General features: G+C 71.9%; 21 protein-coding genes and 2 pseudogenes. 11 read left to right on the top strand and 12 right to left on the bottom strand.

From position 1 onward, the window contains the following. From IPK37_11605 to IPK37_11590, 4 genes and pseudogenes are all read right to left on the bottom strand, one after another. Entirely contained in the window at positions 1-429 is a 429-nt protein-coding gene (locus IPK37_11605) for a hypothetical protein (protein ID QQR99650.1), read from the bottom strand. 112 nt (positions 430-541) lie between these two features. Then, a pseudogene (locus IPK37_11600) lies at positions 542-1,855 on the bottom strand (FAD-binding protein). A gap of 92 nt (positions 1,856-1,947) precedes the next feature. Beyond that, positions 1,948-3,325: pseudogene (locus IPK37_11595) on the bottom strand (MFS transporter). Between the two features lie 144 nt (positions 3,326-3,469). Beyond that, positions 3,470-3,652: an SHOCT domain-containing protein gene (locus IPK37_11590; GenBank protein QQR99649.1), complete on the bottom strand. Its 183-nt coding sequence runs from the start codon at positions 3,650-3,652 to the stop codon at positions 3,470-3,472. Between the two features lie 282 nt (positions 3,653-3,934). On the opposite strand from IPK37_11590, the gene IPK37_11585 reads away from it, so the two are divergent. After that, positions 3,935-5,593 (top strand): hypothetical protein, encoded by a 1,659-nt coding sequence (locus IPK37_11585; GenBank protein QQS02834.1) that lies wholly within the window; start codon positions 3,935-3,937, stop codon positions 5,591-5,593. A 78-nt stretch (positions 5,594-5,671) separates the two neighbouring features. After that, the gene (locus IPK37_11580; GenBank protein ID QQR99648.1) at positions 5,672-6,358 is read left to right on the top strand and encodes a GAF domain-containing protein; all 687 of its coding nucleotides are present in this window, start codon (positions 5,672-5,674) and stop codon (positions 6,356-6,358) included. Between the two features lie 430 nt (positions 6,359-6,788). Here IPK37_11580 and IPK37_11575 read toward each other — a convergent pair whose 3' ends face one another. Together IPK37_11575 and IPK37_11570 are read right to left on the bottom strand one after the other, a co-directional pair. After that, complete coding sequence (locus IPK37_11575) at positions 6,789-7,283, bottom strand: NUDIX hydrolase (protein QQR99647.1); 495 nt, start codon at positions 7,281-7,283, stop codon at positions 6,789-6,791. A gap of 304 nt (positions 7,284-7,587) precedes the next feature. After that, positions 7,588-8,076: a hypothetical protein gene (locus tag IPK37_11570; GenBank protein ID QQR99646.1), complete on the bottom strand. Its 489-nt coding sequence runs from the start codon at positions 8,074-8,076 to the stop codon at positions 7,588-7,590. Positions 8,077-8,257: 181 nt separating this feature from the next. Here IPK37_11570 and IPK37_11565 point away from each other — a divergent pair, with 181 nt between their 5' ends. Further along, positions 8,258-9,391, top strand: a complete 1,134-nt coding sequence (locus IPK37_11565) for a hypothetical protein (GenBank protein QQR99645.1) — start codon at positions 8,258-8,260, stop codon at positions 9,389-9,391. Positions 9,392-9,543: 152 nt separating this feature from the next. On the opposite strand, the gene IPK37_11560 is transcribed toward IPK37_11565, so the two are convergent. After that, a complete protein-coding gene (locus tag IPK37_11560) occupies positions 9,544-10,410 on the bottom strand; it encodes a 3-hydroxyacyl-CoA dehydrogenase family protein (protein QQR99644.1) in 867 nt (288 codons plus the stop codon). Positions 10,411-10,429: 19 nt separating this feature from the next. Further along, positions 10,430-12,949 (bottom strand): glycogen/starch/alpha-glucan phosphorylase, encoded by a 2,520-nt coding sequence (locus IPK37_11555; protein QQS02833.1) that lies wholly within the window; start codon positions 12,947-12,949, stop codon positions 10,430-10,432. Between the two features lie 193 nt (positions 12,950-13,142). On the opposite strand from IPK37_11555, the gene IPK37_11550 reads away from it, so the two are divergent. Then, positions 13,143-14,180 carry a DNA polymerase IV gene (locus IPK37_11550; GenBank protein ID QQR99643.1) on the top strand — a complete coding sequence of 346 codons (1,038 nt, stop codon included), beginning with the start codon at positions 13,143-13,145 and terminating at the stop codon, positions 14,178-14,180. Between the two features lie 47 nt (positions 14,181-14,227). Here the strand turns inward: IPK37_11550 and IPK37_11545 are convergent, their stop codons facing one another. From IPK37_11545 to IPK37_11535, 3 genes are all read right to left on the bottom strand, one after another. Continuing rightward, complete coding sequence (locus tag IPK37_11545) at positions 14,228-15,145, bottom strand: polysaccharide deacetylase family protein (GenBank protein QQR99642.1); 918 nt, start codon at positions 15,143-15,145, stop codon at positions 14,228-14,230. Next, entirely contained in the window at positions 15,142-15,864 is a 723-nt protein-coding gene (locus IPK37_11540) for a GPP34 family phosphoprotein (protein ID QQR99641.1), read from the bottom strand. The genes IPK37_11545 and IPK37_11540 overlap by 4 nt, the downstream gene beginning before the upstream one ends. Positions 15,865-16,021: 157 nt before the next feature. Beyond that, positions 16,022-17,149 carry a diaminopropionate ammonia-lyase gene (locus IPK37_11535; protein ID QQR99640.1) on the bottom strand — a complete coding sequence of 376 codons (1,128 nt, stop codon included), beginning with the start codon at positions 17,147-17,149 and terminating at the stop codon, positions 16,022-16,024. Positions 17,150-17,356: 207 nt separating this feature from the next. On the opposite strand from IPK37_11535, the gene IPK37_11530 reads away from it, so the two are divergent. After that, positions 17,357-17,908 carry a L,D-transpeptidase gene (locus tag IPK37_11530; GenBank protein ID QQR99639.1) on the top strand — a complete coding sequence of 184 codons (552 nt, stop codon included), beginning with the start codon at positions 17,357-17,359 and terminating at the stop codon, positions 17,906-17,908. 59 nt (positions 17,909-17,967) lie between these two features. On the opposite strand, the gene IPK37_11525 is transcribed toward IPK37_11530, so the two are convergent. Then, complete coding sequence (locus tag IPK37_11525) at positions 17,968-18,411, bottom strand: hypothetical protein (GenBank protein QQR99638.1); 444 nt, start codon at positions 18,409-18,411, stop codon at positions 17,968-17,970. Between the two features lie 95 nt (positions 18,412-18,506). Between IPK37_11525 and IPK37_11520 the strand changes: the two genes are divergently transcribed. The 6 genes from IPK37_11520 to IPK37_11495 all read left to right on the top strand — a co-directional run bounded on the left by IPK37_11520 (position 18,507) and on the right by IPK37_11495 (position 22,529). After that, entirely contained in the window at positions 18,507-18,974 is a 468-nt protein-coding gene (locus IPK37_11520) for a hypothetical protein (GenBank protein ID QQR99637.1), read from the top strand. Positions 18,975-18,992: 18 nt separating this feature from the next. Further along, complete coding sequence (locus IPK37_11515; GenBank protein QQR99636.1) at positions 18,993-19,871, top strand: PAS domain S-box protein; 879 nt, start codon at positions 18,993-18,995, stop codon at positions 19,869-19,871. A gap of 5 nt (positions 19,872-19,876) precedes the next feature. Then, positions 19,877-20,491 carry a HAMP domain-containing histidine kinase gene (locus IPK37_11510; GenBank protein ID QQR99635.1) on the top strand — a complete coding sequence of 205 codons (615 nt, stop codon included), beginning with the start codon at positions 19,877-19,879 and terminating at the stop codon, positions 20,489-20,491. A 101-nt stretch (positions 20,492-20,592) separates the two neighbouring features. Continuing rightward, positions 20,593-21,051 carry a hotdog fold thioesterase gene (locus IPK37_11505; GenBank protein QQR99634.1) on the top strand — a complete coding sequence of 153 codons (459 nt, stop codon included), beginning with the start codon at positions 20,593-20,595 and terminating at the stop codon, positions 21,049-21,051. 111 nt (positions 21,052-21,162) lie between these two features. Further along, entirely contained in the window at positions 21,163-21,747 is a 585-nt protein-coding gene (locus tag IPK37_11500; GenBank protein ID QQR99633.1) for a DUF4956 domain-containing protein, read from the top strand. Further along, positions 21,744-22,529 (top strand): polyphosphate polymerase domain-containing protein, encoded by a 786-nt coding sequence (locus IPK37_11495; protein ID QQR99632.1) that lies wholly within the window; start codon positions 21,744-21,746, stop codon positions 22,527-22,529. The genes IPK37_11500 and IPK37_11495 overlap by 4 nt, the downstream gene beginning before the upstream one ends. Positions 22,530-22,591 lie beyond the last annotated feature (62 nt).

Below are 22,591 nucleotides of genomic sequence, written 5' to 3'. Positions count from 1 at the left end.
TCAGGCCGGGTGCGGATGCCGGGCGACGCCCGACTCGAGAAGGAGCAGCATGATGAGGTCGGGCAGGGCCTCCGGGCCGACCAGTTCGCGGGGCTCGAGGGTGGCGACGCCGTCGCCGACGATCTGCCCGTACGCCGCGCCGCCGAGGTAGCGCGTCGAGACGCGGGCGCCGCGGCCGCGGTAGTGCACGGTGAAGGCCAGCTCGCTGCCGCCGACCTCGTCCTCCAGCGACAGGTGGTCGTCGGCCGCGTCGAGGACCGCGTTGGCCTCGCAGACGAGCTGCTCGGCCAGCGCGCGGATCGCGATCTGGCGGTCGGTGCCCTCGTTGACGGCGTACGCGACGCTCGGCCGGGTCGCGGGCGCGGGCAGCTCGTCGGGTTCGACGTCGCTGCCGACAAGCTCGGCGACCCGCAGCATGAACGGTGTCACGGCACGCCCCCTTGCGTGACGGGGGCCCAGCACCCGCCGGGCCCGTGGTCGCTCTACTCCAGCCGCTGGTGGGGGCGTGCGCCAGCGCCGTTCCTTCCTCCGGAACGGCTGGTCAGCCAGGGGGTAGGGGCACGACCTTGCCGGGGTTGAGGATCCCGTGCGGATCGAGGGCCCGCTTCACGGCCTGGAACATGGCCATCGCCTCGGGGGAGACCTCGGCGGCCAGCCCCTCCATCTTGAGCAGGCCCACCCCGTGCTCCCCGGTGACGGTGCCGCCGAGCTCGATGGCCGCGGCGATGATCTCGTCGAAGGCCGCCTGGGCGCGCCGGCGGGCCGCGTCGTCGCCGGCCGGCACGATGAGCAGCGGATGCAGGTTCCCGTCGCCGGCGTGGGCGATGTTGGCCAGCCGCACCTCGTGCCGCCGACCGATGTCCTCGATGCGGGCCAGCATCTCGGGGACCCGCCCCTTGGGGACGCAGACGTCCTCGGTGAGGACCGGCCCGAGCCGCTCCAGCGCCGGATACGCGAGCCGCCGGGCCGCGAACAGGGCCTCGCCTTCCAGCTTGTCCCCGGCGACGGCGGCGAACGTGGCGCCGCCCGCGACGAAGGCGTCCCGGATCGCGGCGGCCTCTGCGGCCCCGGCGTCGCCGGGCAGGTCGGTGGCGGCCAGCAGCATCACGTTGGCCTCGGTCGACAGGCCCATCGAGAGCCACTCGTCGACCGCCTGGAGGCAGGCCGAGTCGACCAGCTCCAGGGCGGACGGGGTGATCCCGGCGGCGGCCACCTCCGCGACGCCCCGGCCGGCGTCGACGAGGCGATCGAAGTAGCCGGCGATGATCGCTCCGGGGGCCGGGCGCCGCGCAGCCGCACCGTGACCTCGGTGATGACGCCGAGCGTCCCCTCGGACCCGGTGAGGAGTCCCACGAGGTCGTAGCCGGCCACCCCCTTCGCGGTACGACGTCCGAGGCGCACCATCTCGCCGAGCCCGTTGACGACTTCCAGGCCGAGCACGTAGTCGCGGGTGACGCCGTACTTCACGCAGCACACCCCGCCCGCGTTGGTCGCGACGTTGCCGCCGATCGTCGACCAGGGCGCGGACGCGGGATCCGGGGGGTACCAGAGGTCCTGCTCGGCGCACGCCGCCCGCAGGGTGTCGTTGACGACCCCCGGACCCACGACGGCGAGCCGCTCCAGCGGGTTGATCTCGTGGATCTGCGCCATCGCGGACAGGTCGAGCAGCACGCAGCCGTCGACGGCATTGGCGCCCGGAGAGCCCGGTCCCGGCGCCCCGCGGGACGACCGGTACGCCGTAGGCGAGGCACGCCCGCACGACGGCCTGCACCTCGGCAGTGGAGAGCGGCATGACGACCGCGGCGGGGCTCCCGACCGGAGCCCATTCGGCGTCGTCGGCGGCGTACGCGGCCATGACGTCCGGGTCGCGGGGCAGCACGCGGTCCGCCGGCAGCGCCTGCAGCAGCGCGGCGACCACCGGCGCCTCGGCGACGGCGTCGGCACCGCTCACGGCGCTTCCATCAGGTGATCGATCTCGTCCTGGCTGGCCGCGTGCTGCGGCCGCGGGGCGGCGCCCAGCACGAGCGTGAGCACCCCGGCGAGGCCCATCATGGCGCCGATCATCCACATCGCCGGCTCGTATCCGCCGGTGGTGTCCTTGAGGAAGCCGGTGACGTAGGGCGCCACGAAGCCCGAGGTGTTGCCCAGGGAGTTGATCAGGGCGATGCCGCCCGCCGCGCTCGCGCCGGTCAGGAACGTCGTGGGCAGGTACCAGAAGGTCGGCAGCGCGCAGAAGATCCCGACGGCGCCGACGCAGACGACGGCCATCACGGCCACGGCGCTCTGCATGTAGAGGGCGATGGGCATGGCGATCGCCGCCAGGAAGACCGGGCCGGCCACGTGCCAGACGCGCTCCCGGCTCCGGTCCGCGTGCCGGGTCCACAGCACCATGGCGATCGCCCCGCAGAGGAACGGGACCGCCGTGATGAGGCCGGTCTGCACCAGGCTCAGCTTGGTGTTGAACATCTTCCGGAGCCCGCGACGATCGAGGGCAGGAAGAAGCTGATGGCGTACAGCCCGTAGACGGTGCCGAAGTAGACGAACGACAGGGCCAGGACGCGGGGGTTCGTCAGCGACCGGCGCAACGGCCAGTGGTGCTGCGCCACCGTCTCCCGGTGCTCCTCGTCCAGGGTGTTCTGCAGCCAGGTGCGCTCGGCGGGCTCGAGCAGTGGGCGTCCGCGGGCCGGTCGGTGAGGAAGAACCAGGTGATCACGCCGAGGAGGATGGCCGGCAGGCCCTCGATGAGGAACATCATCCGCCACCCGGCCAGGCCGAACATCCCGTGGGAGTACTCCATGATCGCGGCCGAGAGCGGCGACCCCAGCGAGGACGAGATGGGGATCGCCAGCATCAATAGGCCGGTGGCCTTGACGCGCTCCTCGCGGGGCAGCCAGTAGGTCAGATACAGGATCATGCCCGGGAAGAACCCGGCCTCCGCGATGCCGAGAAGGGCCCGCAGGACATACAGCCAGGGGGCGTTCGGCACGAAGGTCATCGCCGCCGCGACGATGCCCCAACTGACCAGGATCCGCGCGATCCACTTGCGCGCGCCGAACCGATGCAGCGCCAGGTTGCTGGGCACCTCCAGGACCAGGTAGCCGAGGAAGAAGATGCCCGACGCCAGCCCGAACATCGTCTCGGTGAGGGCCAGGTCCTTGCTCATCGTCAGCTTGGCGAAGCCGATGTTGGTGCGGTCCAGGTAGTTGATGAAGTAGAGCAGCCCCATTAACGGGATGAGGCGGCGAACGACCTTGCGCAGCACCCGACGCTTCATCTCGGCGTCGATGGGTGGGGCGCTCGGGGTCCCGGGTCCCGCTGCGGTCATCGCCTGCCTCCTGTACACGTGTCCACGAACGTGGGCGCGCTAGGCGGCGGACCAGAGAAGCGCCAGGGTGTGGCGCAGCTCACGCGCCGAACGGACACTACCGACGATTACCGGGCAATTCGGACGGGAATCCGCCGACGGCGATCAGCCCTGGGTGACGATCTGCCGCACCTTGGCGGCGAACTCCTCCGCAGTCAGCACGCCCTGAGCGTGCAGGTCGGCCAGCACCCCGAGCAGGACTTCCTTGTCGGTGGCGGGCCGGGACCCGGTGGCTGGCTCGGGCGGGAGCGCGGGCGCCGGCATCGCTGCCTGCGGCGCCGGTCGCACGGGCGAAGGATGCGCGGCGGCGGGAGCCGGGGTCGCGGGGGAGGGTACGGCGGCCGGGGCAGGCACCGGCTGCGGCGCGCCGTTCGCAGCGCCTCCGGCAGCGGCCGAGGCCGCAGCACCAGCGGCGCCCGCGGCTCCGGCGGCGTTGACCACGCCGTGGGCGGCGCCGGCCTGGGCGGCCGCGGCCGCGCCCAGCGGCGACGTCCCAGGGGACGCACCCGGGCTCGCGGGCTTGCGGTGCCGACCGAGGCGCCCGAGCTGTCCGCCGAGCTGGGGGTCGGGATGCGCCACCGGCGCGCTGGCCGGGCGCGTGACGTGGACGGCGATGTGCGGGGCGTGCGTGAGCAGCGCGTCGACCAGGCGGTCGCCGTCCTGCCGCCGCATCTTGCGCACCACGAGCCGACCGGTCGAGGTGAACAGCGCGAAGCCATCGTGGACGGTGGGGTCGTAGTCGACGGTGACGACCTCGGCGACGACGACGAACTGCACCTGGTGCTTGCTGTAGTCATCGCGGATCGCGATGACCCGCTGCGAGGTCAGCGCGACGAGGCCGGCGGCCCCCGCGTAGGTGCACGCGGCGAGCTCCAGCACCTGCTCCCCCGGACCGAGCTCCTCGGCCAGGTCGCGCATGGCCGAGCGCGTGCCGAACGTGACGGCCATCCGGGCTGCCGCCTCAGCGATGTCTCGACGCACTTCACTCACAGCGTCACATACGGTCGGAAACGCGCGAACCTGAGCCTGTTTCGCAGCCATCGCAGACGCTCGACCTGCCCCGTTCCGTCGCAGGTTTGGCACTCTAGAACCGTGGACACCGCCGGCCCCCCAGATCCATCCGCCCTCCCCCCCACCGGGCCCTGGGCCGAGCGGGCGGACGAGGCCGCCCGCAGCGTCGTCCAGACGTTTGGCCGAGAGTTGCTCGGCCTGCCGGGCACGCACCTGGCCGCGCGCAGGTATCCGGCCCCGCCGCGGCGAGATCTCGCCTGGAACTACTGGTGGCAGGCCCACTACCTGGATGCGCTGGTGGACGCCGGGTTGCGGCACCTGCACGAGGGCGGGGTGGCCGCGGCCCGCGCCTACCTCCGGCTCGGCCGTGAGCTGCTGCGCGCGGTGTGGCTGCGCAATGTCGCGCACTACACCAACGGCTTCTTCGACGACATGGCCTGGATGATCCTCGCGGCCGGCCGCCTCGACGCCCTGGCGCGGGACCTGGGCGAGGCACCCCCACGCGCCTCGCGCCGGCTGGCGGCGCGGATCGCCCCCAAGCTGCGTCGGGCCGAGACGGAGGAGCTCGGCGGCGGCCTGTACTGGACCAGGCGCCGGGACCGCAAGAACGTGCCGGCCACGGCGCCCGCAGCGATCTACTTCGCCCGTACCGGCGACGTCGATCGGGCCCGGCGCCTGGTGGAGTGGATCTACGCGACTCTGTGGGACGAGACCGAGGGGCTGGCCCTCGACACGGCGTACTGCGACGGCCGCCTCGACCGCACCGTCTACACCTACAACCAGGGGACGCTCCTCGGCGCCCTGCTGGCGCTCGGCGACGAGGTGAGCCTGGCGCGCGCGGCGGCCCTCGTGGCCTCCGTGGACGCCGCCCTGCGCGCGCCCGCCGAGCGGCCCGTGCTGCGCACCCACGGCGACGGGGACGGTGGCCTGTTCACGGGGATTCTCGTGCGCTACCTAACGCTCGCCGCGGCGGAGCCGCGGCTGCCCGACGACGTACGCCGAGTGGCGGCCGCGCTTGTGGCCGGGACCGCGCAGGCGTTGTGGGAGGGCAGCGAGGTACGTCGGCTCGGGGCGCCGGCCCGGGTGTTCTCCCCGGACCCGGGCCGACCCGCGGCCGAGACGCTGCCGGGCGGGGCGACGCTCGACATGAGCCCGCAGCTGCAGGCGTGGACGGTGCTGGAGGCCGCGGCGCGCTGCCCGGCGCTCCCGTCCGCTTGAGCGCGGCCGCTCGCCGACACCCGGCGGAAGATGACGGCCGCCGTGCTTGCCCGCGCCAAATGCGGGTAACACCTCCACATGTCGTCCGACGAACTCCGCCGCCGCGCGCAGAGCCTGCGCGCCTGGTGGGCGCGGCTGGACGGCGTGAACCTCTTCCGGGCCGTCACCTGTGACCTGCAGGTCGCGACGGAGGCGGCTCGGGGCGACCTCCTGCTGCACGGCGCGAAGCGTCCCCTGGTTGCGGCAGCAAGCGACCCCTTGGCTGCGGCGCTGGGCTCCAGCGTCAAGGCCGGGATTTCGCCCGGCGCCCGGGCGCTGCTCACCGGCGAGATGGTGTGGATCGATGACGTGCTCGACGGCGCCGACGGTGCCGACCCGTGGTGCGCCCTCGCGGTGGCGAGCAATGTCACCGCTGTCCTCTCCGTCCCCCTGCGCACGCAACTCGGCACGGTCGCGGCGGTGACCCTGTTCGCGGACGCGCCCGCACACTTCACCCCCGAGCGGCGCGAGATCGCGGGTGCCATCGCGGCGGAGGCCGCGGATCTCGTCCTGCAGGAGCTCACCCGCAGCGGGGTGCACCCCGGCGCCACCCCCCTGTCCGCCATCGCCTTGGGCGGCCATCGCGTCGCCGTCGCGCTCCGCGGCGAAGCGACGGCGCAGCGGGGGCTGCGCGTCCTGCGCGGCATGGCCGAGCGGCAGTCGGTCCTCGCCTTCCCGCCCGTCCCGACCGTGCGCGACCTCAGCGATCAAGACCGCAGCGGCTGACGACGCGGAGAAGGGGGGCACCGCATCGCGGTACCCCCCTTCGCGCCGCACCCCTACGACGCTCGCCCCCTGGCGAAATCAGCGCGAGCGCGCCCACTGGCGCGCCAGCGGCTCGCTCACGAACGGAGCCCCCCAGCTGGCCGCCGAGGCCGAACCCACGAACCACTGCGACACCCCCCGGCGGTCTGTCCTGCACCGGATGGCGTAGTCGCGACCCGACGCACCACGAACGCAGTCAGCCGCCCCCAGCTGGTACCGACCCATTGCTCTCCCCCTTGCTCAAGGTCGCCCGCCGCGACCCGTGTCGTCCTGACACTTGCCCATCGGCGACCAAGACGTCCGTCTTGAACGGAATGACGGATGCCTGATTCAGTCCTGACCGACTCTTTACCTTGAGTGAACAGTGTGAATGGTGGCTGAGCCGACCCACTCACCCCAGGCTGGGCACCGGCAGGCCATCCTCCAGGTAGGCGCACGACGCCACCTCCAGTCCGACGCGGACGCGGCGGGCCACCGGCGCGCGCAACAGCGCGAGCGCCTGATCCGGTGGGGCGAACCGATACTCGCTCGCCTCGCTGCGCTGCAGTCGAATGTCTCTGGTGACCTCGGGTGCGAGCACCCCGCAATGGAAGAGGAATCGCAGGCCGAGCTTTCGGCCCGGCTTGCCGGGCCGGGTATCGACACACACCAGCCGCCCTGCGGAGACGACGAGCCCGGTCTCTTCGAGGACCTCCCGCCGGCAGGCTTCCCACGGCGACTCGCCGTTGTCCTCCATGATCCCGCCCGGGATGGTCCAGCCCTTCTTGTAGGTGGGCTTGAGAATCAGCACCGCGCCCGTGCCGTCGAGGATGATCGCCCCGGCCGAGACGGGGACCTCCGGCAGAGCCCAGGACACTCCAGTCGCCACGACCCCAGCCTGCCGCATCCCGCGCGACGGGGCCTCCCCATCCAGCCCCGGCGCGCCGGTTGTCGCTGGGCGTTGCGGGTTGTCGCTCGGGGTTTGCGGCTGACGCTCGGGGTGCGGTTGTCGCTCGCGGTGGTGGTTATCGCTCGCGGTGGTGGCTATCGCTCACGGTGGTGGTTATCGCCGCAACCGTGAGCGCTATCAACATCCGCGAGACCGCGGACACGGCATGACAGCCACGGGGAGGGCATGACGGCACGCGGGGCGGCTCCCCCGGGTCCCGGCAGCAGCCGTCATCGAGCCTTGGCGCGCCGCGCGGGCCCCCTCAGCGCCAGGGCCGCGCGGCCGCGCGCGCGTCGTCGAGGTAGCGCTGGGTCCGCAGGGCCAAGGGCACGAACACCAACTCGCCGCCGACGGCCGGGAGCACCCCGCCCGCGCCCCACTGGGCGATCACGATGACCGCGACCCCCACGGCGAGGAGCGCGACCCCGACGGCGAGCACGATCGGCTGGACCATCGGCACGGTGGGAACGCGCCCGCGTTGTTCGGCCCGGCGAACCTGCCTGGTCACGCCGAGGCCCTGCCACGCCACGCCCCCGCCCGCCACGCCGAGGACCAAGACGGCCCAGAAGGCCGCCACCGCCGAACCGCTCCGGTCGGGAGAGCCTCCCACCAGGGCAAACGTCGCCAGTGCGGCGCCCAGAACGTGCCCGAGCAGCATCATCGCCCAGGTCATCAGCAGAGCGTCGGCGCGAACGGCCGGCGGCTCCCAGTCGCCGGGGTCCGACACGGGCGCGCGATCGGCAAAGGCCACGTCCGCATTGTCGCGCACGCGGGCGCTGGCCTGGGCGCCTGCGCCGTACGTCGTACGAACTGGACGTCTGTACTATTTAGCACCTGAACGTCTGACCTGTTCAAATCGCCGCTGAGCAGCTCGGATTAGACGGCGCGTCGTAATTTCACGATGTCGTCCGAGCCATGTCAGACTCCGTCCCGTGCCCTCCCCGCTGCCTGGCGCTGCCCGCACGCGCCGTCCCCGCCGTCCCCTCCGGCGCCGCACCTCGCTCATCGCCGCGGCCACGCTCCTGACGACCACCATCGGCCTGGGGTCCTCCGGAGCCCACGCCGCGAGCGCCCCGGCCACCGGCGTCGTCGCGGGTGCGCGCATCGCCAGCCCTGCCGCGGCGGCCACCCCCGGGTCCGTCAAGGCCCGCGCCGGTGTCCCCCGCTCGGGACTGCCGTGGCACTCCGGGGTGTGGTTGGGCGGCAAGACCACCTCCATGGACACCGCGGGCGCGCAGGCGTGGGGCTCGTGGCGCGGCGCGCCCGTGGACTCGGTGACCGTGTACCCGGAGTACTTCGACGGCTGGGACGGCATGGCGCGCAGCCGCTGGGCGGTGGACAGCTTCGCCGGGTTCCCCGGCCTGCTGCTCTACGGCCTGCCGATGATCCCCTATCCGGGCGGCACGTTCGCTGAGATCCTCGACGGGTCCCGCGACGGCGTCTTCACGGCCATCGGCCAGGACCTGGCAACGCACTCCGGGGCCGTCATCGTGCGGATCGGCTGGGAGGCGCAAGGGGAGTGGATGCCCTGGTACACCACCGCGACCACTGCACCCGACTACCGGGCGGCTTTCCGTCGGATCGCCGGCCTGGTCAAGGCGCAGGCGCCCCAGGCCCTCATCGACTTCGACATCAACTGTGTGACCCCCCTGAAAGGCCAGCGGAATCGCCTGGACTCACTCAACCTGCTCTACCCGGGCGACGACGTGGTGGACATCGTGGGCTGCGACCACTTCGACTGGTGGACCCAGAAGGCCAGCAACGAGGCCGCCTGGGCCAAGGGGATCAGGCCGGCCGACAGCCCCGGCCTGGCCGACGTCGCCGAGTTCGCCCGGGCGCACGGCAAGGGCATGAGCATCCCCGAGTGGGGCCTCGCGGCACCGGCCCGCGAAGGCCTGGGCGACAACGCCCTGTACATCCAAAAGATGCGGGCGTTCATGGCGGCCAACGCCGACATCATGGTGGTCGAGAACTACTGGGATGACCCCTCGGACGTGGGCGGCGGGCTGATGGGCGGCCAGAACCCGAGCGGCGCGGCCGCCTACCGAGCGACGATGCCGCGCTAAGCCGAAAGCCACTAGCCCGGACGTCGCCCGCCTCCCGGTCCCCCGACCCAGCGCGCGGCGACGTCCGGTACGCACCTCATCGGCACCTGAGCCGACCGTCCGACCTGGAAGCCGTCAAGAGCACTTCAAGGTTGGGTAAAGCCCACCGCCGGCTAATCCTGGGCGTAGTCGTAGAAGCCCTTGCCCGACTTGCGACCGAGTTCGCCACGAGCGATGTAGGAGTCCAGCAGCTCGATCGTGTTGGTCGGCAGGCCTGGCCGCTCCTCCAGGTAGTGCAGCTCGATGTCCCGGACCACGTCGAGACCGACCTTGTCCATGAGCTGGAACGGGCCCCAGTCCATCCCGAAGTTGATCATCCACATCTGGTCGATGTCCGCCGGGTTGCTGACCCCGTCGGCGACCACGGCCAGGCACTCGCGCTTGATGGCGGCCCAGATGCGGTTGAAGATGAACCCCGTCGACTTCTTGGCGGCGACGAATCCGTAGACGCCGTGCTTGGCCAGCTCCTCGCGCAGGAACGGCAGTATCGCCGGATCGGTGTGCCCGCAGCTCATGAGGTCCGCGGCGGGCAGCTCCGGGGGCTGGTAGAAGTGCACATTGCAGACCCGCTCGGGGTTCTTGACGAGGTCGATCATCTCCTCGCTGGCGTACGAGGAGGAGTTCGTCGCCAGGATCGCGTCCGGGTCGGCGATCTGGTCCAGCTCGCCGAAGATCGCCTTCTTGAGCTCCAGCTTTTCGGGGATGCACTCGACGACCAGCCAGGCCCCCTTGACCGCGTCGGTCATGTCCTCGTAGAGCTCGATGCTGCCCACCGCGCCGCCGTCGATGGTCTCCACCAGGGCCGGCAGGTTCTCCTCGACGTACGCCTTCGCCGCCTCCCGCACCTCCGGGATCTTGTCGACGACCCGGACGAGGCCGCCCCGATCCGCCATCATCAGGGCGATCTTGCGACCAAGGGTGCCCCCGCCGATGACGGTGACGGGGCGCGACGCGGTGTCCTGCGGCATGCTGAACGGCATTTCGGTGAACCTCCCGGGGTTATACGGCCCAGATCTTCCAGATGTTGACCAGGTAGTCGTGCATCGATCGGTCCGAGGAGAAGAAGCCGCTGCGGGCCACGTTGAGGATCGCCGAGCGGGTCCATCCCTCGGGGTCGGCGTACGCCGCCTCGACGCGGCGCTGCGCCTCGATGTACGACTCGAAGTCGGCCAGCGCCATGAACGGGTCGTCGTGCAGCCAGTTGCCGACGATCGACCCGAAGCGGCCGCGGTCGCCATTGCTGAAGGTGCCGCTCGCGACCAGGTCGATGGCCGCCCGCAGCTCGGGGTTCGTCTCGTAGTACGACCGCGGGTGGTAGCCCTTCGCCTGCAGCTCGGCGACCTCCGGCTCGGTCATGCCGAACAGGAAGAAGTGCTCGTCGCCGACGAGCTTGCGGATCTCCACGTTGGCGCCGTCGTCGGTGCCGATGGTGAGCGCCCCGTTGAGCGTGAACTTCATGTTCCCCGTGCCGGAGGCCTCCTTGCCGGCGAGCGAGATCTGCTCGGAGAGGTCCGCGGCCGGGATGAGGGTCTGGGCGAGGGTCACGTTGTAGTTCGCCGGGAACGCCACCGCCAGGCGGCCCTCGACGCGTGGGTCGGCGTTGATGGTCGCGGCCACCGCGTTGATGAGCGCGATCGTCTCCTTGGCCAGGAAGTAGCCGGGGGCGGCCTTGGCGCCGAACACGAACGTCCGGGGGGTGATCTCGGCCGGCTTGACGCGGCCGGAGAGGATGCTCTCGTACAGCGAGAGGATGTGCAGCAGCTTCAGGCTCTGCCGCTTGTATTCGTGCAGCCGCTTGACCATCACGTCGAGCATGTGGCCCTCGGGCAGCTCGATCCCGTCGCGGTTGCGCAGGAGCTCGCGCAGCCTCGTCTTGTTGCGCTCCTTGGCCGCGCGGAACTGTTCGCGGAACTCGTCGTCCTCGGCGTACGGCTCCAGCTGCTGCAGGCGATCCAGGTTGGTCTCCCAGCCGACCCCGATGGCGTCGGTGATCACCTGCGACAGCGAGGGATTGGCCAGCTTGATGAAGCGCCGCGGGGTGATGCCGTTGGTGACATTGGTGAACTTGTCGGGCCACATCTCGCTGAAGTCCGGCAGCACCTTGTCGCGCAGCAGCTGGCTGTGCAGCTCGGCGACGCCGTTGACGCGGGTCCCGGCCACGGTGGCCAGGTAGGCCATGCGCACCGCGCGCGGGTGCTCCTGGATGATCGACATCCGCGCCAGCCGCTCCGCGTCGTCCGGGAAGGCCTCGCGGACCTGCTCGAGGAACTCCTCGTTGATGCGGTAGATGATCTCCAGGTGCCGGGGCAGCAGCCGGCCGAGCAGCTCGACGGGCCACACCTCCAGGGCCTCCGGCAGCAGCGTGTGGCACGTGTAGGCGAAGCACTTGCTCGTGATCGCCCACGCCTCGTCCCAGTCCATCCCGCGCTCGTCGACGAGCAGCCGCTGCAGCTCGGGGATGGCGATCACCGGGTGGGTGTCGTTGAGCTGGAAGATGATCTGGTCGGGCAGCTTGTGCAGGTCGAAGTCCGGCTTCAGGGTCTGCTCGACGTAGTCCTTGAGCGAGCAGGCCACGAAGAAGTACTGCTGCTGCAAGCGCAGCTCACGGCCCTGCGGGGTGGAGTCCTCCGGGTAGAGGACCTTGGTGATGTTCTCCGCGAAGGTCTGCGCCCGCACCGCCTGCGCATAGTCGCCCGAGTTGAAGATCTGCAGGTCGAACTCCTGCGTCGCCCGGGCGCTCCACAGCCGCAGCGTGTTGACCACGCCGTTGCGGTAGCCGGGCACCATGAACTGATACGGGATGCCCTCGACGTTCCAGTCGGGGATCCAGCGCACCCGCTCGACCCCGTCCTCGACGTACCGTTCCGTCCGGCCGCCGAAGTCGACCCGTACGGCGCGGTCCGGCAGCGGGAACTCCCACGGGCTACCCAGCGACAGCCAGCTGTCCGGCACCTCGTGCTGGCGGCCGTCGACGAAGGTCTGCCGGAAGATGCCGTATTCGTAGCGGATGCCGTAGCCAACGCAGGACACGTCCATCGTCGCCAGGGAGTCGATGAAGCAGGCGGCGAGACGGCCCAGGCCGCCGTTGCCCAGGCCGGGCTCGATCTCCTGCTGGCGCAGCTTGGCGGGGTCGATGCCGCAGACGTCCATGGCCTTGGCCGCGATATCGCCGAGGTCGGTGGCCAGCAGGGCGTTGCCCAGCTGACGCCCGAGCAGGTATTCGGCCGACAGGTAGCCGATCATCTTGCTGGGCTTGGCCCGCCGCTTCCGGGCGGTCTCCAGCCAGTCGGCCATGAGGTAGTGCCGCACGGTCTTCGCCAGCGCCATGTATTGGTCGTTGACGGTGGAGCGCGAGAGGGCCACGCCTTCGCCGTAGTTCAGTTCGCGCAGGAACTCGCGCACGAAACCGTCGACGGTGTGCGGCGGCGACACGACCGGTCCGACGGCCAGCGGATGCGTGGGCTCGTGATCGGGGCCCTTGGTGTGCTGGGCCATCTCCGGAGCCTCGGCGACCGGCATCGCGTCAGTGGCGTGGGCGGGGCTCGGTTGCTCTGTCGTCATCAGGTCTCCATGGGCCAGTGCGGGCAGGCTCTTCGGGGGGCGCGACAAAGGGACATCGCGCGGTCTCGCAGGGTCGTGCTCGGGAACTAGGCGGGACTCGGGCCCCAAAGTAGCCGGATCCGGAGTCCAACAGGTGAGTAGCGTCAGGCCAATGCAGTGGGTCTTGCACGTCGACATGGATCAGTTCCTCGTGGCGGTGGAGCGCCTGCGCCGTCCTGAGCTGGTCGGCGTGCCCGTGGTGGTGGGCGGTCGGGGCGATCCCACGGAGCGTGCCGTCGTGTCGACGGCGTCGTATGAGGCGCGCGCGCACGGCGTACGGTCCGGGCTGGCCCTCAAGATCGCGGCCCGACGCTGCCCGCAGGCGGTGTTCCTGCCGGTGGACTTCCCGGTGTACGAGGCGGCCTCCGCGGAGGTGATGGCCACGCTGCGGGCGCTGCCCGGCGCCGTCGTCGAGGTCCTTGGCTGGGACGAGGCGTTCGTGGGCCTGACCTGCGACGACCCGATCGTCGCGGCCCGCGAGGCGCAGGCGGCGGTGCTGGCCGCGACCGCGCTGCACTGCTCGGTGGGGATCGGGGACACGCTGGTGCGCGCGAAGATGGCGACGGGATACGGCAAGCCGGCGGGGATCTTCCAGCTCACGAGGGACAACTGGTACGCCGTGCTCGGCGAGCAGCCCACGACGGCGCTGTGGGGCGTGGGGTCGAGGATCGGTGCGCGCCTGGCGGCCCTGGACATCGGCACGGTCCGCGAGCTGGCGGACGCCGACGGGGCGGTGCTGATCGACGAGTTCGGGCCCACCAACGGTCCCTGGTTGCGACGGCTCGGCCGCGGCGAGGGACGGCGGCACGTCGACGACACCCCGTGGGTGCCCCGGGCGCACGGGCACGAGACGACCTACCAGCAGGACCTGGTGGGGTCCGAGGCCGTCGCCGGCGCCTTGGCGGTGCTCGCGGAGCAGGTGGCGCAGGACATCCGCCGGGCCGGGCGGCCGTGCGTCCGGGTGCATCTGAAGGTGCGGTTCGCGCCGTTCTTCACACACACGAAGGTCCGCAAGCTGCCCGCGCCGACGACGGACGCGCTGGTCATCGCGGAGACGGCGGTGGCCCTGTACGCCGCGCTCGGCGACGATCGGCCCGTTCGGCTGCTGGGCGTCCGAGCCGAGATGGAGCCGCCGCCGGGCGGCTACTGAGCGGGACGGCGTCAGCCGGCGGGGCGGCGTCAGTCGGCGGGGCAGCGTCAGCCGGCGGGGCGGTCCAGGTACTCGCTCAAGGTCGCCGTCCGCAGCCCGCGACGCAGCAGCTCGGGCAGGCCGAGCGCGTAGCCCGCCGCGGTCTCCCGGGTCGGGCGGTTCATGTGTCCGATCACGATGTCCCCGGGCCCGGCGTGGCGCAGCGTGTGCTGGATCTGCGACCGCGGGAACGTCGCCCCGCCGTCTGCGTTGACCGAGAAGCCGACGGGACGCTCCCCCAGCTCGCCGACCAGCCGCACCGCCACGTCGTCGTAGTGCGCCGTGCCCGACCGGAACCACCGCGGGGGCCTGCCGAGCAACCAGGTCAGCGCGTCGTGGTTGCCGGCCACCTCGTCGTACGCCTCCCCCGCGTCGCGGGTGCCGATCTCGCCGTACGCCGCGCGCCCGGACACGGACAGCGGCAGGTGCCGCGTGCCGTGGTTGGCGATCTCGAAGCGGGGATCATCCGCAATGTCGTCGAAAACCCGCGGGTTGGCCGCCACCCAGCGGGAGTTGAGAAACAGCGTGGCGCGCACGTCGTGCCGCCGCAGCAGCGCGATGAGCGCCGCGTCGACCCCGTTCCCGGGTCCGTCGCGCCGCGAAGCGCCGCACGCGTCGAAGGTCAGCGCAACCGCCTTGTCGGCGACGGCCTGCGACCCGAGCGACGTCACGATTCCCGGCAGGGCGAGTCCCCAGCTGGCCGGCCGCACCCGGCCATAGCGGCCGACCACCTGCTCCCGGCCGGGACGCGCCGCGGCGGCCCGGCCCTGCGCCAGCGTGCGCAGCGACTCGGACTCGTCCTGAGCGACCTGACCCTGGGCGACCGCGGTCTCCGCCAGTCGATCGGGAGGACGGACGAACGCCGCGGCACCGGCCACCGTGGCGGCCAAGACGACGCGACGCGAAACCCGCGCCCCCCTGCTCAACTGCCCGAACTCGAGGTGACGCTGGCGGAGGCGCTGGTTGCCGTGGTCGCCGCCATGATCGCGACGATCACCGCGGTCATGTTGTTGATCGCTTGGGCCACCTGCTCGCCGGCCCAGTTGCCCGCGCTGATCTCCTTGCCGCGGCGCTTGAGGTCGCCCTTGTCGAGGTGCGGAAAGACCTTCGGCAGGGCCCCCACGGCGTACAGCAGGGAGATCAGCGCGCCGCTGCGCTCGTCCGGGGTGGCGCCGCGGGCCAACACGTCCTCGAGGCGGCCGCGAACGTCCCGCTCGACGGCGTCGTCGAGGCTGGGGTACCGGTCGACGGGGAACAGGCCCAGCACGCGGGCCTTCTCCGCGCCGAGGATCCCCGCCGAGACCAGGCGGTGCAGCTCGCGCTCCCGCAGGGACTTGGCGTGGTTGGTGAAGCTGGTGAACCCGGCGAGCTTCTCCACGGCGTTGCCGAACTTGCGGTCCTGCACCGTGCGGACCACCTCGGCGAGGTCGGGATCAGCGGGCGCAACCCCGGTGGCGTGCAGCCTCTGCTTGCCGGGCTTGCCGTCGGCATCGAGCGCGAGGTGACCCTGCCCGATGAGATCGAGCAGGGTCGCCGCGGCGAGGCCGGTGTCGACGTACCGCTTGTCGACGAGCAGCTTGCCTTTGTCGTCGTCGAGCAACAACAAGAGGTACGTCGCGGCCAGGGTGAGCTGGTCTTGGGTCATGGTGTTCTCCCCGAGAGTGCGTTCGGCCGCGCCCCTCGCGGCCGAACGTCAGCTTCCCAGACTCTCGCGCGCCTGCGCATCCTCCCCGCGACCGATGCCCGGCCGACGCCCGGCCGGCGCCCGGCCGGGACGACTCCACCGGGCGAGGGAGACGCGATCAGGCGAGCGGGTTGTCCTCGCCGATGATGCGGGCGAAGTTCACCGGGTCGGTCACGCCCTCGGTGAGGAACACCAGCACGTCGTCGTCGGGCTTCAGGCCCAGCTCCGCACCGTGCGCGAGCAGCGCGGCGAGGCCGGCGGCGCCGCTTTCGCCGGCGTTGATGTAGTCCCGGTACAGCAGGCGGGTCGCCTCCTCGGCGTCCTCGTCGGTGACGGTGGCGTAGCGGTCGAAGCCGTACAGGTTGTCGGGCCACGCGGTCAGCGACGGCGTACCGCAGTCCAGCCCGGCCATCGAGGTCCCAGGCAGCTCGGCCAGCTGGACCATGTCGCCGTTCTCGACGGAGGCGGTCACGCAGTCCGCCGTCACCGGCTCGACCCCGACGAGCATCCGGGCCGGGCGCGGCGCGAAGGCGGCGGCCACGGCGGCGCTGAAGGCGCCCACCCCCATCTGGGCCAACACGACGCTGGGCTCGGGGGCGTGGCCGGCCTCGATGCGCGAGATGACCTCGCCGAGCATGGTCGAGTAGCCGTCGATGACCCACTTCGGCGGCTCGGTGTAGCCCTCCCACGACGTGTCGGAGACCACGATGTGCGTCGCGTCGGCCAACGCCGCGGACTCCTTAATGGCGAGGTCGTAGTCGCCCGCGACCACGCGGACCTCGGCGCCGTTGCGGGCGATCGCCTTCTTGCGCGACTCGACCATGCTCTGCGGCACGCAGATGATCGAGTTCAGGCCAAGCAGCTTGGCCATCCGCGCCACGGCCCGGCCGTGGTTGCCGTCGGTCGCGGCGACCAGGGTGAGGTCCTGGCCGGACTGCGTCACCAGCTCGCGCAGTTCCTGCAGGCTCGGGTTGGCGCTGGGCTCCTTGCCGAAGTGGCGCATCATGACGCGGTACGTCGCCCAGGAGGCGCCCAAGATCTTGAACGCCGGCATGCCGACGCGCATGGACTCGTCCTTGACGTGCACGGACCGTACGCCGAGAGCCTTGGCGCACTCGGGCGCCGGCCGCAGCGAGGTCGGCGCAAAGCCGGGCAGGGTCTCGTGGAAGGCCGCCGGCGCCGTCTCCATGGGACGCACCTTCGACCGATCGACGTGGGCGTTGACGACGACGCGGGACGGTTTCATGACCAACCTCCGATGGACGCGAACTAATCTTATACCTAGCTTACTGTCTCTTAGACTTTTGGCAAAGTATTCCGACGGCCCAACCTGTCGGAGTTCACTGGGGCTCCTGTGGCGGGTGTTACCGTGATAGGGGGTTCCGTGCGTGGAGACCGATGGTCCCATCGCCACCCTCGTCGCCGACCACGCCGTACGCCGCAGGGGGCCCCCATGCGCACCGCCACCGCGCTTCGCGCGCTCGCCGCCACGACCCTCGCGATCGCCCTGGGAGGAGCCGGCGCGACGGCCGCCCCCGCGACGCCCGCCCCCGCGGCGCCCGCCCCCGACGTCGACGCCGCGAGGGCCGCGGCCGGAACCACGGTCGACGTACCCGCGGCCGACCTCCCGGCGATCTGCCGGCAACAGAAGAACATCGTGTGCATCGACAAGGCCACCCGCACCCTGTCCTACCTGGAGAACGGCCAGGAATGGCTGTCGGCGGAGGTCCGATTCGGCCGCGTCGGCTACGAGACCCCCAAGGGGACCTGGAGGGTCGACACCAAGGCCCCCGACCAGTGGTGGTCCTATCCGTACCGGGTGTTCATGCCCTGGGGCATGAAGTTCGACAGCAAGCAGGGCCTCTACATCCACTATTCTTCAGGCTTTGCCCTGAATCCCCAGACCTACATCGGGAGCCATGGCTGCGTGCAGTTGGGCGACTGGGAGACCGCCCGCAAGCTCTACGAGCGCGTGCCGGTCAACACCATGGTGCACATCTACTGAGGCCCCGCCACCCCCCGCACGCCCGGCGCTCGACGCGCGACCGGCACCAGGGTGCAGCCTCAGCGCTTCTTCCAGGTGGCACAGTCCCTGGTCTCGAAGTACACGTCGGTCTTCTCGATCGTCACGGTGCTGCGCCCCTTGACGACGTAGTTCGCGATGAGCGGATCCGGGGAGTCCCGCTTGGCCAGCCGGGCGGCGTAGCAGGTCTTGTCCGCCGCCGTCTCGGAGACGTAGGTGCCGGGGGGTACGTCGCCGCCGACCTCGAAGAGGCCCGTGCCGGGGATCGTCCCCGGTTCGACCGAGGGGCGGGCCGTCGTGGTGGTAGAGGAGGCCGCAGCCGTGCTCGTCGCACCCGAGGCCCCCGGCGACCCTGCCGTGGTCGCCGACGTCGTCGCCGCTGGCTCCGACGACTGGCCGGAACAACCCGAGATCGCCAGCCCGAGGACCGCCAGCACGCCCGCCGCCACCGTCGACCCCAACGTCCCCGCACGCATCGGCTTCACGCGTGCACCCTAACCCGGTCGGCGGTCTCAGCTCAGGGTTCGACTCGAGCGTCCGATGACGTGACTAGCCGAGGCCACTACCTTGGGGGACGCCGATGACACTGCTTGGGCCACGCCGGGGCATCGAACCCCGCTACAGCGCGCTGGGTGAGGAGACCGCCCAGGCCGTGCGCCGTGCCGCCCGCCTCATCTCGGCCACCGCCCCGCTCAAACCGACCGACATCGACGACATCGAGGTCCGCCGCAGCATCGCCGAGGAGACCCAAGCGTCGCGCTCCTCGATTCGAGCGGTGGCCGCGATGCGCGCCCTGACCATCGTGTTGGCCACGGCGGTGACCGTGCTGGGGGTGGTCGCCGCCCTCGGCCACATGATGCAGCGCGCCGAGCTGACGCGCCTGGGGGTGCCGGGGATCGACCCGGTGCGCTGGTGGCCGGCGGCCTGCTTCGTCGTGATCGGCGCGACCACGGCCGCGCACGCCGTACGACCGAGCCGCCGCACCCGCCGCGCGTCCCTCGCCGCCGGCATCGCGTCCGCGCTCGTCGCCGCCGCGAACATCCTGTAACACCGCACCGGGCGGGACGTGCTGCCCGACAACCCGTTCCTGGCCACGACGGCCCACCAGCCGGAGCGGATGCTGGAGATCGTCTCGATCGCCATGCTCGGGCTGGCCCTCGCGGCGATCCTGCACTCCGTGGGCCGGCACGCCCTGGCGCAGGCCGTCGCCGCCGTGCCGATCGGAATCGGCTTCCTCGCCGTGTTGGCGTGGGCCTTCGGCGTCTCGGACGCCTACCGCGTCGTGCTGATGGCCGTCCTCTCCCCACTGACGGCCCTCGGCATCCTCGCGGCGGGGCTGGCGATGGTGGGGGTTCGCCCGGACCGCGGCTTCGCCCGCACGATCACCGACACCACCGCGGGGGGCCGGATCGCCCGCCAGCTCATGCCGGTCATGCTGCTGGTGCCGTGCGTGCTCGGCTGGGTCGTGCTGCAGTTCGCCCGGTCCGGCGCGGTCGATGCTCCCTTCGCGCTGGCGCTGGTCGTGACCGTGGTCTGCCTCGTGGGCGTCATCGCCGCCGCCGTCGAGGCGCACGCGCTGCGGCTGCTCGACATTCGCCGCGCCGGCACGGCCGCCGTCCTCGACAAGGCGCGGGAGGCCGAAGCGCGCCAGACCCTCCTCGCCGCCGAGCTCGCCGAGAGCGAGCGACGGACTCGCGCGGTGCTGGAGAGCGCCTTGGATGCCGTGGCCGAGCTCGACGAGGACGGCGTCATCACGGCCTGGAACCCGGCGGCTGAGCGGCTGTTCGGCTGGCCCGCCAGCGAGGCGGTGGGGTCCCGGCTGGACTCACCCAGCTGTCGCGCGACGCCTCGGCCCGACGCCAGGCCCAGCGCGAGCTGGAGGACCTCAACAGGCAGCTCGACGAGTTCGCCTCGATCACGGCCCACGACCTGCGGGAGCCGCTGACGACCGTGCGCGGCTACCTGGAGCTGCTGGAGGACCTCCTGGCCGAGCAGGGCGACGAGCGCGCACTGGAGCTCATCCGGAGGATGACCCACGCGTCCCAGCGCGGCTCCCAGCTCATCGACGACCTGCTCGCCTACTCGCGCGCCAGCCGCGGGTCCTTCGAGCCGACGCCGGTCGACCTGGCGCACCTGGCCCGCGCCGCCGCCGACGACGTTCGGGCGCGGGTGCAGCGACCGTGCGACATCCCCGTCGCCGACGTGGGGCCCGTGCTCGGCGAGGAGGGGCCGCTCCGCCAGGTGATGGCCAACCTGATCTACAACGCGGTCCACTACTGCCCCAGCGACCGTACGCCGCAGGTGCTCGTCGCGGCGCAGGCCACGAACACCGCGCACACCGTCCTGACCGTCACCGACAACGGGGCGGGCATCCCCCGTGAGGAGCGGGAACGCATCTTCGAGATGTTCCACCGCGGCTCGACCGGGTCGGGTCGGCAGGGCACCGGCGTGGGCTTGGCCCTGTGCCGCCGGGTCGTCGAGCGCCACGGCGGCGACATCTGGGTCGAGGACGCCCCCGGGGGCGGCAGCCGGTTCGGCCTCACCTTGCCGCGGCACGCCGCCTGACCTGCCGCGGCACGTCGCCTGACCTGACGAGCCCCGTCGACCCTGGCGGGGACGCGGACGGCCGCGTGACGCCACGCCGCCGATGCGGCAGAGTCGCCCGCATGACCAACGACGCCACGGGACGCTCGGAATGGGGCGCGTCGCCGGAGTATCGGGCGGCCCGCGCCCTGGAGATCCTCGCCGACGACCCGGCCGTCATCGCCAACGGCATCGTCCCCGGCGAGATCACCGACGAGGCCGCCGTGATGACCATGGTGGTGCGCCCCGATCAGGCCAACTCCCACGAGATCTGCCACGGCGGCCTGGTGCTCGCGCTGGCGGACAGCGCGACGGCGTACGCGTTGAACACCGCCGAGGCCAGCAGCCTGTGGGTGACCTCGAACCTCACCGCGCAGTTCCTGCGGCCCGCCCGACTCGGCGAGGAACTGCGCGCCACGGCCCGGCTCGCCTGGGACGGTGGGGGCCGGCAGCGGCTCTACGACACGGCCGTGACCAACGCGGCCGGCGAGACGGTGCTGCTGATGCGGGCCCAGATGACGCGCCTGAACGCGCCCGCCTAGCCTTCGGGTCTGATCGCGGAGTCTCACAGCGGACGAACAGCGCGCGCAGGCGGGGCGAAAAGGGGGCCTCGGCTTACTAGGAGTCGACATCGCACTCCTAGGAGCCCCCACATGAACCCCGCCTTCCTCGCCGCCGACCTCGTGGCGATCACCATGTTGGTCTTCGCCATGTTCGTGCCGCGGCACGGCCGCCGCGACATGGTCGTGTCCTTCCTCGTCGTCAACATCGCGGTGTTCGCGGTGGCGGCGGCGCTCTCGGTGAGCACGGTCGCCGCGGGCCTCGGGCTCGGGCTGTTCGGGGTGCTCTCGATCATCCGGCTCCGCAGCGAGGAGCTCTCCCAGCACGAGGTCGCCTACTACTTCGCGGCGCTGTCCCTCGGCCTCATCGGCGGCCTGTCCGCGCTCGAGGCCCCCTGGGTCGGCGGCCTCATGGCGCTCGTCCTCACCGCCCTGTTCGTCGGCGACCATCCCGCGCTGACGCGCGGCACGACCCGCGTCGACCTCATCCTCGATCGGGCCCACCCCGACGAGACGAGCCTGCGGGCCCACGTCGAACGCCTGCTCGGCGACCCGATCACCGATCTGGTCGTGCGCAAGATCGACCTCGTCAACGACACCACGTGGGTGAGCGTGCGCCGCTGCGCACGCCGTACGGCGATCGCCACCTCCCGGCCCGTCCTGGCGGAGTCGGCGTGACCCTGACGACCTTCGCCACCGCCGCGGCCCCCATCTCCCTGGACGACCTCGTCGCCAGCGCCGGGCTGCAGACGCGCCTCGACCGCAAGTACCTGCTCACCGCCGCCGACCTCGACGTCGTGACCGACCGCCTCGCCGGCGAGCCGGACCGCGGCCTGGCGGTGCTGGACATCGCGGGGCGACGCACCTTCGGCTACCGCTCCACCTACTTCGACACCCCCGACCTGCGGGCCTACAGGAGCGCGGGGCGTGGCCGGCGGCGCCGGTTCAAGGTCCGCACCCGCGAATACCTCGACACGGGCACCACCTGGCTGGAGGTCAAGACCCGCGGACCGCGCGGCAGCACGATCAAGCAGCGGGTCCCGCACCTCGGCGACCCTCGCCGGCTCGGCACGGCCGGCACCGATGCGGTCGCCCTGTTGCTCGCCGGGCAGGGCATCACCGACGTGGCCGTGGCGACACTGAGCGCCACGCTGGCCACGACGTACCGCCGCACCACCCTGCACGTCCCCGGCACCGGCGACCGGCCGGACACCCGGGCCACCATCGACACCGACCTGAGCTGGCACGCACTGCCCCACGGCATCCGCGTCGACCGGCCCGACCTCGTCATCGTCGAGACCAAGGGGGTGCCCGCCCCCTCCCCCCTCGACCGCGTGCTCTGGCGGGCCGGGCATCGCCCGCGCAGCGTCAGCAAGTACGGCGCCGGCCTGGCCGCCCTGCGCACCGACCTGCCGCCGCTGAAGTGGCACCGGGTCGTCGCCGGCCTCCTCGCGGCCTAACGCCCACCCCGACGTCCCGTCCGCGGGCCACCCCACTCGGCGTACGCCGGGTGCCGGCGCGG

The sequence above is a fragment of the Austwickia sp. genome, assembly GCA_016699675.1.
Taxonomy (GTDB): Bacteria; Actinomycetota; Actinomycetes; order Actinomycetales; family Dermatophilaceae; genus Austwickia.
This window is presented reverse-complemented; position numbering and strand designations above follow the sequence as displayed.

What these genes read in the sequence shown, in the direction of transcription:
- IPK37_11530 (QQR99639.1), top strand. Translation starts at nt 17,357, where the DNA reads ATGCGCACCGCCACCGCGCTTCGCGCGCTCGCCGCCACGACCCTCGCG.
- IPK37_11535 (QQR99640.1), bottom strand. Translation starts at nt 17,149, where the DNA reads ATGAAACCGTCCCGCGTCGTCGTCAACGCCCACGTCGATCGGTCGAAG.
- IPK37_11500 (QQR99633.1), top strand. Translation starts at nt 21,163, where the DNA reads ATGAACCCCGCCTTCCTCGCCGCCGACCTCGTGGCGATCACCATGTTG.
- IPK37_11580 (QQR99648.1), top strand. Translation starts at nt 5,672, where the DNA reads ATGTCGTCCGACGAACTCCGCCGCCGCGCGCAGAGCCTGCGCGCCTGG.
- IPK37_11505 (QQR99634.1), top strand. Translation starts at nt 20,593, where the DNA reads ATGACCAACGACGCCACGGGACGCTCGGAATGGGGCGCGTCGCCGGAG.
- IPK37_11575 (QQR99647.1), bottom strand. Translation starts at nt 7,283, where the DNA reads ATGCGGCAGGCTGGGGTCGTGGCGACTGGAGTGTCCTGGGCTCTGCCG.
- IPK37_11555 (QQS02833.1), bottom strand. Translation starts at nt 12,949, where the DNA reads ATGCCGGTCGCCGAGGCTCCGGAGATGGCCCAGCACACCAAGGGCCCC.
- IPK37_11540 (QQR99641.1), bottom strand. Translation starts at nt 15,864, where the DNA reads ATGACCCAAGACCAGCTCACCCTGGCCGCGACGTACCTCTTGTTGTTG.
- IPK37_11550 (QQR99643.1), top strand. Translation starts at nt 13,143, where the DNA reads ATGCAGTGGGTCTTGCACGTCGACATGGATCAGTTCCTCGTGGCGGTG.
- IPK37_11520 (QQR99637.1), top strand. Translation starts at nt 18,507, where the DNA reads ATGACACTGCTTGGGCCACGCCGGGGCATCGAACCCCGCTACAGCGCG.
- IPK37_11585 (QQS02834.1), top strand. Translation starts at nt 3,935, where the DNA reads ATGCGCCACCGGCGCGCTGGCCGGGCGCGTGACGTGGACGGCGATGTG.
- IPK37_11560 (QQR99644.1), bottom strand. Translation starts at nt 10,410, where the DNA reads ATGCCGTTCAGCATGCCGCAGGACACCGCGTCGCGCCCCGTCACCGTC.